Origin of the sequence: Pseudomonas sp. UME65, assembly GCF_014170225.1 — a bacterium.
Taxonomy (GTDB): Bacteria; Pseudomonadota; Gammaproteobacteria; order Pseudomonadales; family Pseudomonadaceae; genus Aquipseudomonas; species Aquipseudomonas protegens.
Window position 1 is genome coordinate 1 of sequence record NZ_LZZQ01000017.1, and the last position, 12,347, is coordinate 12,347.

At 61.5% G+C, this 12,347-nt stretch carries 12 protein-coding genes; 6 read left to right on the forward strand and 6 right to left on the reverse strand.

Annotated features, from left to right (window positions below; all coding sequences use genetic code 11):
* Positions 1-103 precede the first annotated feature (103 nt).
* Positions 104-373 carry a hypothetical protein gene (locus A9971_RS30335; protein ID WP_011063558.1) on the forward strand — a complete coding sequence of 90 codons (270 nt, stop codon included), beginning with the start codon at positions 104-106 and terminating at the stop codon, positions 371-373.
* 90 nt (positions 374-463) lie between these two features.
* On the opposite strand, the gene A9971_RS30340 is transcribed toward A9971_RS30335, so the two are convergent.
* The 3 genes from A9971_RS30340 to A9971_RS30350 form a co-directional block, all read right to left on the reverse strand.
* The gene (locus A9971_RS30340; RefSeq protein WP_007924751.1) at positions 464-1,081 is read right to left on the reverse strand and encodes an FKBP-type peptidyl-prolyl cis-trans isomerase; all 618 of its coding nucleotides are present in this window, start codon (positions 1,079-1,081) and stop codon (positions 464-466) included.
* Between the two features lie 127 nt (positions 1,082-1,208).
* Complete coding sequence (locus A9971_RS30345) at positions 1,209-1,514, reverse strand: DUF6482 family protein (RefSeq protein ID WP_011063559.1); 306 nt, start codon at positions 1,512-1,514, stop codon at positions 1,209-1,211.
* Between the two features lie 135 nt (positions 1,515-1,649).
* On the reverse strand, positions 1,650-2,138 hold the full coding sequence (locus A9971_RS30350) for a TIGR00645 family protein (RefSeq protein WP_015637095.1): 489 nt from the start codon (positions 2,136-2,138) through the stop codon (positions 1,650-1,652).
* 162 nt (positions 2,139-2,300) lie between these two features.
* On the opposite strand from A9971_RS30350, the gene A9971_RS30355 reads away from it, so the two are divergent.
* Positions 2,301-4,127 (forward strand): hypothetical protein, encoded by a 1,827-nt coding sequence (locus A9971_RS30355; RefSeq protein ID WP_183001041.1) that lies wholly within the window; start codon positions 2,301-2,303, stop codon positions 4,125-4,127.
* Positions 4,128-4,130: 3 nt separating this feature from the next.
* Here the strand turns inward: A9971_RS30355 and A9971_RS30360 are convergent, their stop codons facing one another.
* Positions 4,131-4,472, reverse strand: coding sequence for a hypothetical protein (locus A9971_RS30360; protein WP_015637097.1), 342 nt, complete (start codon positions 4,470-4,472; stop codon positions 4,131-4,133).
* Between the two features lie 214 nt (positions 4,473-4,686).
* A complete protein-coding gene (locus tag A9971_RS30365; protein ID WP_015637098.1) occupies positions 4,687-7,125 on the reverse strand; it encodes a Lon protease family protein in 2,439 nt (812 codons plus the stop codon).
* A gap of 276 nt (positions 7,126-7,401) precedes the next feature.
* Here A9971_RS30365 and A9971_RS30370 point away from each other — a divergent pair, with 276 nt between their 5' ends.
* The 4 genes from A9971_RS30370 (at position 7,402) to A9971_RS30385 (ending at position 10,917) form a co-directional block, all read left to right on the forward strand.
* On the forward strand, positions 7,402-7,890 hold the full coding sequence (locus tag A9971_RS30370; protein ID WP_011063564.1) for a DUF3015 domain-containing protein: 489 nt from the start codon (positions 7,402-7,404) through the stop codon (positions 7,888-7,890).
* Positions 7,891-7,982: 92 nt separating this feature from the next.
* The gene (locus A9971_RS30375; protein WP_026020072.1) at positions 7,983-9,836 is read left to right on the forward strand and encodes a DUF4105 domain-containing protein; all 1,854 of its coding nucleotides are present in this window, start codon (positions 7,983-7,985) and stop codon (positions 9,834-9,836) included.
* Positions 9,837-9,995: 159 nt separating this feature from the next.
* Positions 9,996-10,352 (forward strand): hypothetical protein, encoded by a 357-nt coding sequence (locus tag A9971_RS30380; protein WP_041119948.1) that lies wholly within the window; start codon positions 9,996-9,998, stop codon positions 10,350-10,352.
* Positions 10,353-10,425: 73 nt separating this feature from the next.
* Positions 10,426-10,917, forward strand: a complete 492-nt coding sequence (locus A9971_RS30385; protein WP_183001042.1) for a GreA/GreB family elongation factor — start codon at positions 10,426-10,428, stop codon at positions 10,915-10,917.
* A gap of 6 nt (positions 10,918-10,923) precedes the next feature.
* Here A9971_RS30385 and gdhA read toward each other — a convergent pair whose 3' ends face one another.
* Entirely contained in the window at positions 10,924-12,261 is a 1,338-nt protein-coding gene (gdhA, locus tag A9971_RS30390) for an NADP-specific glutamate dehydrogenase (protein ID WP_041119950.1), read from the reverse strand.
* Positions 12,262-12,347 lie beyond the last annotated feature (86 nt).

Consider the following 12,347-nt stretch of genomic DNA (forward strand, 5'->3'; position numbering starts at 1 on the left):
AAAACAATTTCTGCACAGAAAAAAGCAGAAACCGCCAATAGGCACTTGCTATTCACTGAATAAGAATTATTCTCATTGAACCCCATTCAAGGAGATGACGACCATGACTTATTTGATTGATGCCTGGCTGGACCGCCCACACCCTTACCTGCGAATCCTGCATCGGGAAACCGGGGAAGTCTGTGCGGTACTGGAAGAGGAAGCCCTGAACGAGCTGCAGGACCAGGGAGATCTGGACCTGAACGGCCTGAGCTCCAGCGAACCGCTGGTACTCAAGGAATTGGTGCGCAACCTGTTTTTGTTCTGCTACGCCAGAGCCTTGCGGCCGACCGGTACCGATGGTCAAAGCCTGGGCGCAAAAATCCGTCTATGAAACCTAAGCCGATCAAGGGGCAAGCTTGCCGGCGATGAGCAGACCGCGAGTGCGCAGCCTTCATCGCCAGCAAGCTGGCTCCTACAGGGGTTACAGAACGTCCAGCAGCTCGACGTCGAACACCAGGACGCTGTGCGGCGGGATGCTGCCCACGCCTTGTGCACCGTAAGCCAGTTCGCTCGGCACGTACAGACGCCATTTGCTACCGGCGTTCATCAGTTGCAGCGCTTCGGTCCAGCCCGCGATCACGCCGCCAACCGGGAATTCGGCAGGCTGGCCGCGCTCGTAGGAGCTGTCGAACACAGTGCCGTCGATCAGGGTGCCGTGGTAGTGAGTGCGAACGCTGTCTTCACGGGATGGCTTGGCGCCTTCGCCCTGGGTCAGCACTTCGAACTGCAGGCCGGAAGCCAGGGTGGTGATGCCTTCACGCTTGGCGTTTTCCGCCAGGAATGCCAGACCGGCACCGGCAGCCGCTTCAGCCTTGGCAGCGGCTTCAGCCTGCATGATTTCGCGGATGACTTTGAAGCTGGCAGACATTTCTTCCTGACCCACACGGCTTGGCTTACCGGCGAAAGCGTCGGTCAGACCGGCCAGGATTGCATCCAGGCTCACGCCCGGTGGCGGGTTGTCACGCAGTTGGTCGCCCAGCTGACGGCCGATGCCGTAGCTGACGCGGGTTTCGTCGGTGGACAGATTTACTTCGGACATGACACTGCTCCGCTGTGCGGACGGCTCGGGAAAGGCCGTGGAAACACAGCACCTTCCGGAGCGCCCGGAACCAAAAGGGCGAGCAGACTAGCACAGAAGTCCGGCGACAATCAGCGCAACCCCGGCGCTACCAGCCGGAGTGCAGGGTGATTGGCACCTTGAGGCTTTCCTCGGCGCTGGCAGACAACCCGCACATCTCGTCATGCACCGAGGTGTGGATCAGGTTGAACGGCAGCTTGGGAAACGACTGCAGCACTTCACGGGCATGCTCCACCGAACGCAGATGAAACATCTGCCCATGGGCATCGCTCAACGGGTATGCAGCCCCGTGCATGCGCGCCTCAAGCAGGTAGATTCCGCCTTCCAGCGAAATCAGGTTCAACTCATCGACTTTTCCGGCAATGGCGTAGGCATTCATTTCCTGCAGGTTCATGAGCGCACCTCGTGCAATTGAAAGCCATGACCCCTACAGGCATATGCCCCGCCCGGAAAAAGCACAAGCCACAAACAACGCCGCCCGTCCGTTTCGCAACGGCCGGGCGGCAAGTGTCCGGTGGGCAGGGGGCGGTCAGTGCTTGGTCAGCTTGTCCAGGTACCCCATGGCAAATGCCGAGATCACGAAGGTCATGTGGATCACCACGTACCACAGCAGGTACTCGGTGGGGGTGTTCTTGGCGTCCATGAACACCCGCAGCAGGTGGATCGAGGAGATCGCGACGATGGACGCCGCCACTTTCATCTTCAGCGACGAAGAATCCATCTTGCCCAGCCAGCTGAGCTTTTCCTTGTCCTCATCGATGTCCAGCTGCGACACGAAATTTTCGTAGCCGGAAATCATCACCATCACCAGCAGGCCACCCACCAGCGCCATGTCGATCAGCGACAGGAGCACCAGGATCAGGTCGGACTCGGCCATGGAGAACACATTGGGAATAACGTGGAAGACTTCCTGGAAAAACTTCAATGCCAGTGCCAGCAGGCCCAGGGACAATCCGAAGTAGATCGGCGCCAGCAGCCAGCGTGAGGCATACATTGCATTTTCGATAAAACGTTCCATTGAATCTCGTACCCGGTGTAAAAACGGCGGCGAGTATATCAGCGCGCCAAAAGCCCATAAACCACAGACAATCCCCTGACCCACGGGTTTTTCCGAGCGTTTTTTCTGCTAGTGTCGAAGCCATTGCCACCGCCCACCGACACTGGACAGGAAGACTGGAAAATGGATTTGCGATTGCCTTTGGCCAGCTTCGGCCTTGGTCTGGCGCTGCTGATCAGCGGCGGCTGTTCACCCAGCGACGAAAAGAAGCAGGCCAGCCTCGAAGAGAGGACCGCACAGTTTGAAAAATCCCTGGACGCCATCCAGGACCCCAAGCTCAAGGACGCCATCGCCGACCTCGGCGGCTCACTGCTGCTGCTGGAGCGTGCACAGATCAAGCTCGACAGCAAGCCGATCGAAACCGAATACGGTGACGACAGCCTGGCCCTGCTCAAGCACTACCCCACGGCCCAAGCGCTGGTGGACACCTACGTCAATGGCCTGTTCGTGCTGCGCAAGCCCTCCAGCTCGGACTACCTGACCGACCTGCAGCCGGTGTTCCCCTTCAGCTTCAACATGCCCGCGCAGTTCCCTTTTCCCCATGGCCTGGAGTGGCAGTCCGTCACCCTGAGCAACAAGAAGGTCATCCCCTTTCAGCCCGAATGGTCGGAAACCGACCCGGGGATTCAACTCAGCCCGTCCAGTTCCAACCTGACCAACCCGGATGACCTGACCGTGACCTATCCCTTCATCGAGGGCCTGGAAGTGGACAACAAGAACCAGCCGCAGCCGGTCTCGCTGCAGGGCAAGCTGGAAGTGATAGCTCCCGGCCGCACCCTGACCTTCGAACTGACCCGGGCCGACATCGGCAAGCCACGCCAGGACGGCAACATCAGCCTGACCTTGCTGGCGCTGGAAAAGAATGTCGCCGAGATCGAACTGAGCAATAACGCCGCCCTGCCTGAGGAAGCCGACGACGCCTCCCTCAACCCCTTGCTGGCGCAGGCTCGGGACAGCAGCGGGCAAATCCTCTCTCGGTCGGGCTCGATCAATGAGAGCGCCCAGCAGGTCGCCTTTTATCGCCGGCAACTGGCCGAGATGCAGAAGCAGAAGAGCTGGAGCGAGGCCTTCGAGAAGCAACTGGAGGATGAGCAGAAAGCCTTCGACCAGCAGCACACCCAGCATTACGCCAAGGTGTATTTCAACGGCCAGATCGACAAGCTGGAGGTCGCCGTACTCGACTTCGCTCAGGCCAGCGTGACCCGCAAGGACCTCGACCTGCCGGTACACCGCTTCGATCGGCTCACCACCGACAAGAACATCCAGCCACTGCCGATGCCGGTGGTGGTCTATGACGATCAGGCCGCCAGCTACCTCAAGGGCGCGGAGCTTGATGAGGATTCATTGAAAAAGTCCGTGACCATCAGCCAATCGGTGGAAGATGCCAGTGCGGCACGCATTGAGTTCAGCCATCCGCGGACCTTCAACGACGAACTGCTGGGCTCGGAGTTCAATGCCGGCGACACCCCGCTGACCTTCTTCACTCAGGACGACAAGGGCCAGCGTGGCGAACCGATCGAACTGCCGGACGAGGCCTTTGAAATCGACCCCATGCGTGGCGTCATCACCTACGACCTGAACCTGTTCCCGGAAACCCCGGCCTATGCCGTCGGCTCTATCCCGCTGTTTCTCGCCAACATCGAGAAAAAGACCATCAGTGCCCAGCAACTGCCCAAGGGCCTGGAGCTCAAGGGCAATGCCCTGATAGTCGACCAGAAGCTCTTTCCCGGGGATGCCTGGCGCTTCTATGCCAAGGACGACAGTGGCCAGTACCTGAAGGAGATCCTTGCCGTCAGCCACGGCGCCTCGAACAACGGGCCCGCGCTGTTCGACGTGCATTACTTCTACGGCCAGCCCAGCCAACTGGAAAGCTACGAGCGCAGCGAACTCAATGCCGTCGAATACGGCTTCGAGGTCAAACTCGACAAAGCCGAGCCGACACCACCCTAGCCATCAATGTTCGGGATGGAACTGGAAATCCCCGGCGTGACGCCCCCGCTCACCGTTGATCTGCCGCAGTTGGGCCTGCAGATGCAGGCACCATATCTGCGGATCGTCGGCCAGTTGGTAACCGTGGGTAGTCAGGCTTTCAACGATCGAATCGAGGATCGATTCGGCCACCACAGGTCCGCAGAACGGCCCCTGGGACTTGATCGCCGAGGGTTGTTCACCGGCCATTCCGGCGGCGAAGAGAAGGGTCCACATACCGTTGTCCCCCGCCAAAGGGCGAACAATGCATTCGATACGGGTAACCAGGCCAAGGCATTGGCGAGTAAGGCAAAGGTTGCGCGACATGGCGGCGACCCTCGGTAGATCCACTATTCAGCCTTCAACGCAAGGCTGTTTCGATCCAGCGACGACTGTCGTTCTCCTTGCCCTGAGAATAGAAGAAAAGCCTGATAAACAAAGTTGACCGATCCAACAGGCGCCGAATGGTCTATTTTGAAAAATTGGCGTCAGCGGCCTGGCGCCGATGGCGAGGGAATACTCCCCTCGCCATCGAACAGCATCACGCCGGCTTGGTATCGGCCAACGCCTCCTGGGCCTGTTCCTTCTCGGCCTCCTTCAGGTCGTCTTCGCTGATCATCTCGGCAATCACCCGCAGCCGCTCCACCACACGCGCATTGACGCTGCCCTCGGGGAACTGCCCTTCGGCATCCGGCTCGCCAGCCGGCTCGCCCACCAGGAGGCTCAGGGCCTCATCGGCCTGGCGCACCGCATACACATGGAACTGCCCGGCTCGCACCGCCTGCAAGACCTTCTCGTCGAGCATCAGTGTGGCGACGTTGGCCTGGGGAATGATCGCCCCCTGCTCCCCGGTCAGGCCACGGGCCTCGCACAGACGGAAGAAGCCCTCGATCTTCTCGTTGACCCCGCCGACCGCCTGCACCTCACCAAACTGGTTGATCGAGCCGGTAATGGCGAAGCACTGCTTGAGCGGGGTTTTGGAGAGCGCCGAAATCAGCGTGCAGGCCTCGCCCAGCGAAGCACTGTCACCGTCCACATAGCCATAGGACTGCTCCAGGGCGATGCTCGCGGAAATCGCCAGGGGGAACTCCTGGGCGTAACGGCTGCCCAGGTAACCCGTGAGGATCATCACCCCCTTGGAGTGGATCGGCTGGCCGAGATTGACCTCGCGCTCGATGTCGACGATACCGCTGCCGCCGGGGTAGACCGTGGCCGAGATCCGCGCCGGCACGCCAAAGGCCGAGTCCCCGACCTCCAGCACCGTCAGGCCGTTGCACTTGCCTACCGCGGCACCATCGGTGTCGATGAGGATGATGCCCGCCAGCATGTCGTCGAGAATCCGCGCCGACACCCGCCCGGTACGCGTGGCCTTGGCCTTCAGCGCGCGCTCGATATGCCCGGCGTCGGTCATTTCATCCGAAGCCAGGTGCCGGATGAAATCGGCTTCGCTGACCAATTGGAACAGATCACCGATACGCGCCGACAAGCGTCCCTGATGCTCCGCCAGGCGCGCACTGTAGGTGGCCAGCCGCGCCACGGCGTCGGCGGTCAGTGGCGCCATGCCCTCTTCCGAGGTGCGGGTTTTCAGCAACTGGGCGAACTGCTCCAGGCTTTCGTCCACCATCGGAATGTCTTCGTCGAAATCCACCAGTACCCGGAACATCTCCTGGAAGTCCGGATCCAGGTCCTGCAGCGTGTAATACAACTGGCGGGCGCCAATGATGATGACCTTGACCTGCAGCGGAATCACCTGCGGCGTCAGGGTCACAGTGGCCAGGCGGCCCATCTCGCCCAGTGGCGACTCCATCTTCAGCTTGCGCGATTGCAGGGCGCGCTTGAGCGCGTCCCAGACAAAGGGTTCGCTGAGCATCTTCTCGGCTTCCAGAATCAGGAAACCGCCATTGGCCCGGTGCAAGGCGCCAGGGCGCAACTGCCGGTAGGTGGTGTAGAGCGCCCCCTGGTCGGTGCTGTACTCGATGCGCCCGAACAGGTTGTCGTAGGTCGGATGGGGCTCGAATACCACCGGGGCGCCACCGCTGGCCGGGTGACCGACCACCAGGCTCGGGCAGTACTGTTCTTCCAGCAGCTTGCGCGCCACGGCGTCGGTCTTGCTGTCGTCCACCAGTTGTTCGACCACGGTCTTCAACAGATAGACCTGCATGGCCTGCAGGTAACCGCAGACCGCGGCGTTTTCCGCGTACTTCTCGGACAGCGGCGCGAGCAAGGGCTGCAGGGCCAGGGTGATGGTTTCTTCATTGAGCTGGCGCAACTGGTTGCTCGACTCGCGCTTCCATTGCGGCAGGCTCGCCAGTTCTTCGTTGAGGCGCTCCTCCAGGGCGGAAATGTCCTCGTGGAAGCGTTCGCGATCGGCCTCGGGCAACTGGGCAAACTCAGCCTCGTCCAGGGCCTTGCCTTCGAACATCGGGGTAAAGGCGATGTTGCTGCTGTCGCGGTACAGCGCCACGTCCTTTTCCAGGGCCAGGCGCTCGATCACATCCAGGGCGCGGTCATAGCGCTGGTTGAAGGCGCGATCGATGGCGCTCTTCTTCTGCTGGTACGAAGGGTGCTCGAAGACCGCCGGAAAGGTGGCCAGCAGGTTATCGATCAGGCCGTTGATGTCGCTGATGAAACTGCCCGCGGCCCCCGCTGGCAGCTCCAGTGCCCGGGGTTCCCGGGGCTCGTCGAAGTTGTTGACATAGACCCAGTCCGACGGGGTCTGCAGGCGCTTGCCTTCGGCCTTCAGATAGCGTTTGACGAAAGAGAAGCGGCCGGTGCCCGGCTCGCCCATGACAAAGACGTTGTAGCCGGGGCGCGGCATGGCCACGCCAAACTGCAAGGCTTCGACCGCACGTTCCTGGCCTAGCACACCGCGGAAGGGCTCCAGATCATTGGTTGTGGAGAAGCTGAACTGTTCAGCAGAGAAAGGACGGGTCAGCGCTTCAGGCGCAAGACGCAGGCTGGCAGCAACAGGATCAGGCATCGGGCTTCCTTACATCAGGCGGGGCAGATGGCGGCATTCTGGCGCCGGGTATGCCCGGCTGGCAAGGCGCGCCTCAGCGGAAAGCATAGCCAAGCCGCAGGCCACGACCCGCACCAAGTAAAACCAGCTGTTTCAGGTATTGTTTTGTAAATAGTTACGGAACCTGAGGAACCTGCCTAAACTCCAAACTGCGCGGCTGGATAGATAACCGGCCCACTGGCGCCCACACGGGCCAGTCTCCCTGTCCATTGGTATGCACACAAAGAGAACAACGCTATGAAACGGATTCTTCTCGGTACTCTTTTCACCGCTGTATCCCTCAACGCCATGGCCCAGGCGCCAGGCGGCCCGGATTGCGGCTGGGGCAACATGCTGTTCGAAGGCCAGCGCGGCACTCCGGCGCACTTCCTCGCATCCACCACCAACGGCACCTCAGGCAACGCCACTTTCGGCATGACCTCCGGTACCAACGGCTGCTCGACCAATGCCTCGCTGACCTATGGCGGCAAGTCCTGGTTCGCCATGAACGGCATGATGAACGAGCTCTCCGAAGACATGGCCAAGGGTCAAGGCGAAGCCCTGACCACCTACGCCGTGGTACTCGGTGTAGCCCCTGAGGATCGCGCGCACTTTGCCGCGGTTACCCACGAGCACTTCCAACAGATCTTCAGCAAGGCTGACGTGACCGCGGAAGATGTGCACACCAATACCCTGGCCGTGTTGAAAAACGACGCGCGCCTGGCCAAGTACGCAACCCCAGCTTAAGCTCGCCCCACCCGCTCCTCGCGAGGAGCGGGTTTTATTTTCCGGACCTTGCCCACCTTGGGTCTTTGTATTTCCGACTTAAGTTGCCCAACATGCTCAAACGCCTTGCCTACCTGGCGCTCTGTGTCTGCGCCCCGCTGTATGCCGCGCCTCACATCGACCCTCAACGTTTGCAGCAACTGGCCAATGACCCCTTCTGGATATCCATAGGTCACTACGAAACTGCCAAGCTCGGCGGCTGGCGCAGTTATGTCAGCGACCCGAAATTCTTCCTCGCTGCCGACGGTGCCCATCATCCCGACGCTGAGCTGGCCGCGACTCTGAACGCCCTCTACGCCCCCGCCGATGCGGGTGACCAGCATGCCCAGTGCGTCTACCCGTCCCGCACCCGCTGGCTCAAGGCGCAACTGGGCCTGAATGACTTGCCTGCGGTGGAGTGCGCCGAGTTCAAGCAATGGTTCAAGGATGTCTCGCCCCACAGCACGGTGATGATCTTTCCCGCGGCCTACCTGAACAGCCCCTCGTCGATGTTCGGCCACACCCTCCTGCGCATCGATCAGGCGGACGTACAGAGCAACAACACCGCGCTGCTCAGCTACGCAATCAACTTCGGGGCCTATATCGAGGGCTCGGACAACAGCATTCTCTACGCCTGGAAAGGCCTGATGGGCGGCTATCCGGGGCTGTTCGCTCTGGTGCCCTACCAGGAGAAGCTCTCGGAATACCGCAGCCTGGAAAACCGCGACCTGTGGGAATACCGCCTGAACCTGACCCAGGCCGAAACCGAACGCATGGTGGAGCATGTCTGGGAACTCAAGCAGATCAAGTTCGACTACTTCTTCTTCGATGAAAACTGCTCCTACCGGCTCCTGGAACTGCTGCAAGTGGCGCGCCCCAGCCTGCGCCTGACCGAACAGTTCCCGCTGACGGCGATCCCTACCGATACGGTCAAGGCAGTCAAGGACGCCGGGCTGGTGGAACGCATCGACTATCGCCCGTCCCGGGAGCGGGAGCTGCTGAGCCGCGCCCAGCCCCTGGACCCGGAAGAACAGCAATGGGTGCTCAAGGTCAGCGCTGACCAGAAGCAATTGCAGGCCCCTGAGCTGAAGGCTCTGCCCCGGGATCGCCAGGCCTTGATCGTGGATGCCGCCTACCGTCTTGAACGCTACCGGGCCAACGGCCTGGAACGAGATGCGCAGCGCTCGCAACGCAGTTTCGAACTGCTGCGGGCAATCAACCAGAACCCGGCACCGGAGCTGCAGATCCAGCGCCCCGGCCTGCCGGAAGACGGCCACCAGTCGCGCACCTGGCAGCTGGGAGTCGGCACCCGGGACGACAAGGCCTTCGCCGAGTACGGCCTGCGCATGGCCTATCACGACCTCAACGACAACGCCGAAGGCTTCCCGCTGGGGGCGCAGATCGAGATCCTGCAGATGAAGCTGCGCCAGTACGAAGGCAACCACTGGCAGTTGCAACAGTTGGACCTGGCGACCATCCGTTCCCTGACCCCACGCAACGACCTGCTGCAACCCTGGTCCTGGCAGGTCACCGGCGGCCTGGAGCGAGTACCGGGCAAACACGACGACGAGACCCTGGTCAGCCACGTCAACGGCGGGGCCGGCGGCACCTGGCAGTTGGGCGAGGACACCCTGGGCTTTGTCCTGGGCACGGTGCGGGTCGAGCACAACGCCGACTTCGCCGGTTTCATCGCCCCGGCAGCGGGCTTCAACTCTGGGCTGCTGTGGAAAAACCCGCTGGGCAACTTCAGCCTTGAGGCCAAGGGCGACTACTTCACCAATGGCGAGGTACGCCGCAGCCTGAGCCTCAACCAGCAGTGGGAGCTGTCGCGCAACCTGGGCCTGCGCCTGAGCGCACAGCGGGAGTTCAGCCAACTGGCGACTCCGGTCAACGAGGTCATGCTCGAACTCAAGTGGTATCACTACTAAAGGCAGCCAGAGGCCGCTCTCAAGGGCCCTGGAAGGTGCTGCGAACCTTGTCGCAGCCTGCGCCAGCGGCCCCAGGTAAATGGGTTGATCACCCGGCTTTCACGGCTTGCTGACAAACGCCCTTCTAGACTTCACGCAGAGGAAGCCTGGGAGACGAAAATGTGGCGGTACGGGTGGGCAGTGCTGTTGCTGGCGCTAGTCGCTGGCTGTGAATCAACCCATGAGCATCTGCTGGCGCAGGGCTATCCGCCGGCCTTTGCCGATGGCTTCGATGCCGGCTGCGTGAGCGGCCGCCAGGCGGCAGGCTCCATGAGCGGAGAGTTTCGCAAGGACGTACCGCGCTATCTCAAGGACGCGCAATACGCCGAAGGCTGGAACGACGGTTTCCGCCAATGCCAGGCCATGTTGGAGAACCAGGACCGCAACGAGTATCGAGAGCGGCACTGGGACGAGCGCGAGCGAGCCTGGCAGCAGGAAAAGGACCGCGATGCGGCCCGGGCCTATCGTTCGCCGTAGGTCGCTTTCAGGTAACCGCCCAGGTGAAAAGCCTGCAACCATGGTCCACCCGCCTCCCTTCAAGGAGAAAACTGTGAGCCGCGCTTTCGTCAATGAAGATCAAGCCGCCCAGACCGAGCAGCCGGTGGAGCGCCAGATCAGCGCCCAACCCAATTACGTCACGCCCCAGGGCCTTGCCGAATTGCAGGCCAGGGTTGCCCTGCTGCACAGCCAGCACAGCGAGCAAAACGACCTGGGAGATGACGCCGACAAGCAGCGAATGGCCGAGCTTGAGCGCGACCTGCGCTATTTCACCCAGCGCCTGCACAGCGCCCAAGTGGTGACGACGGCCACTTCAACCGACAAGGTGCAGATCGGCAGCCGAGTGACCTTCGCCGATGAACAGGATCGCCAGCAAAGCGTGCAATTGGTGGGGGAGGATCAAGCGGATGCGGCCAAGGGGCTGATCAACTGGGCCTCGCCCCTGGGTCGTGCCCTACTGGGAGCACAACCGGGGGACGAAGTCCTGTGGCAAAGGCCGGCGGGCAATCAGTTGATCGAGATCATCTGCATCGAACCGGCCTGAGACGGTTCAGACCACGCCCTGGGCCAGCATGGCATCGGCGACCTTGACGAAGCCGGCGATGTTCGCGCCCTTCACGTAGTTGATCCGGCCATTCTCTTCGCCATAGTGCACGCAAGCGTGGTGGATCGACTGCATGATGTTGTGCAGCTTGCTGTCCACTTCACCGGCGGTCCACAGCAGGCGCATGGCGTTCTGCGACATTTCCAGGCCACTCACCGCCACGCCACCGGCGTTGGACGCCTTGCCCGGGGCGAAGAGGATGCCCGCGTCGATAAAGATATCCACAGCCTCCAGAGTGGTCGGCATGTTGGCACCTTCGGCGACACAGGTGCAGCCGTTGCGCAGCAGGGTACGGGCCGCCTCGGCGTCCAGTTCATTCTGCGTGGCGCAGGGCAAGGCGATATCGCACGGCAGGTCCCACGGAGTCTTGCCGGCGCGGAACTCCAGGCCGAACTGGCTCGCCAGCTCGCTGATACGCCCACGCTGCACGTTCTTGAGTTCCAGTACCGCCAGCCACTGCTCTTCGCTCAGGCCCGACTCGCAATACAGGGTGCCTTCGGAATCGGACAGGGAGATCACCTTGCCACCCAGGTCCATGACCTTGCGCGCCGCATACTGGGCCACGTTGCCGGAGCCGGAGATGGCCACGCGCTTGCCTTCGACCCGATCACCGCGGCGCTTGAGCATTTCCTCGGCGAAGTACACGCAGCCAAAGCCCGTGGCTTCGGGGCGGATCAGGCTGCCACCGTAGCTGATGCCCTTGCCGGTCAGCACCGACGTGAACTGGTTGCTCAGGCGTTTGTACTGGCCAAAGAGGAAACCGATTTCCCGGGCACCCACGCCGATGTCACCGGCCGGGACGTCAACGTCGGCACCGATATGCCGGTACAACTCGCTCATGAAGGCCTGGCAGAAGCGCATCACCTCGGCGTCGCTCTTGCCCTTGGGGTTGAAGTCCGAACCGCCCTTGCCGCCGCCCATGGGCAGGGAGGTCAGGGAGTTCTTGAAGGTCTGCTCGAAGGCGAGGAATTTCAGCACGCCCATGTTGACCGAGGGATGGAAGCGCAGGCCGCCCTTGTACGGGCCGATGGCACTGTTCATCTGGATGCGGAAGCCGCGGTTGACCCGGACCTTGCCCTGATCGTCGACCCACGACACGCGAAACACCACCGCGCGTTCAGGCTCGCAGATCCGCTCGAGAATACCGGAGCTCAGGTAGTGCGGATTGGCTTCGAGAAACGGCCAGAGGCTGCGCAGGACCTCTTCCACCGCCTGATGGAATTCAGGCTGGTCCGGGTCGCGTTTTTTCAGGCGGGCGAGGAAGTCTTCGACGGATTCGATCATGGGAAGTCTCGGCAAATTTATTGTCGTTAAGAAGAGATTTGCCCGGGACTTTATCAATTCAATCCGCACCGCGACAGCGCAAAATG

Excerpts from the sequence above, each read along its gene's own strand:
- A9971_RS30380 (WP_041119948.1), top strand. The coding sequence starts at position 9,996 with ATGTGGCGGTACGGGTGGGCAGTGCTGTTGCTGGCGCTAGTCGCTGGC.
- A9971_RS30340 (WP_007924751.1), bottom strand. The coding sequence starts at position 1,081 with ATGTCCGAAGTAAATCTGTCCACCGACGAAACCCGCGTCAGCTACGGC.
- A9971_RS30345 (WP_011063559.1), bottom strand. The coding sequence starts at position 1,514 with ATGAACCTGCAGGAAATGAATGCCTACGCCATTGCCGGAAAAGTCGAT.
- A9971_RS30370 (WP_011063564.1), top strand. The coding sequence starts at position 7,402 with ATGAAACGGATTCTTCTCGGTACTCTTTTCACCGCTGTATCCCTCAAC.
- A9971_RS30375 (WP_026020072.1), top strand. The coding sequence starts at position 7,983 with ATGCTCAAACGCCTTGCCTACCTGGCGCTCTGTGTCTGCGCCCCGCTG.
- A9971_RS30360 (WP_015637097.1), bottom strand. The coding sequence starts at position 4,472 with ATGTCGCGCAACCTTTGCCTTACTCGCCAATGCCTTGGCCTGGTTACC.
- gdhA (WP_041119950.1), bottom strand. The coding sequence starts at position 12,261 with ATGATCGAATCCGTCGAAGACTTCCTCGCCCGCCTGAAAAAACGCGAC.
- A9971_RS30335 (WP_011063558.1), top strand. The coding sequence starts at position 104 with ATGACTTATTTGATTGATGCCTGGCTGGACCGCCCACACCCTTACCTG.
- A9971_RS30365 (WP_015637098.1), bottom strand. The coding sequence starts at position 7,125 with ATGCCTGATCCTGTTGCTGCCAGCCTGCGTCTTGCGCCTGAAGCGCTG.
- A9971_RS30355 (WP_183001041.1), top strand. The coding sequence starts at position 2,301 with ATGGATTTGCGATTGCCTTTGGCCAGCTTCGGCCTTGGTCTGGCGCTG.
- A9971_RS30350 (WP_015637095.1), bottom strand. The coding sequence starts at position 2,138 with ATGGAACGTTTTATCGAAAATGCAATGTATGCCTCACGCTGGCTGCTG.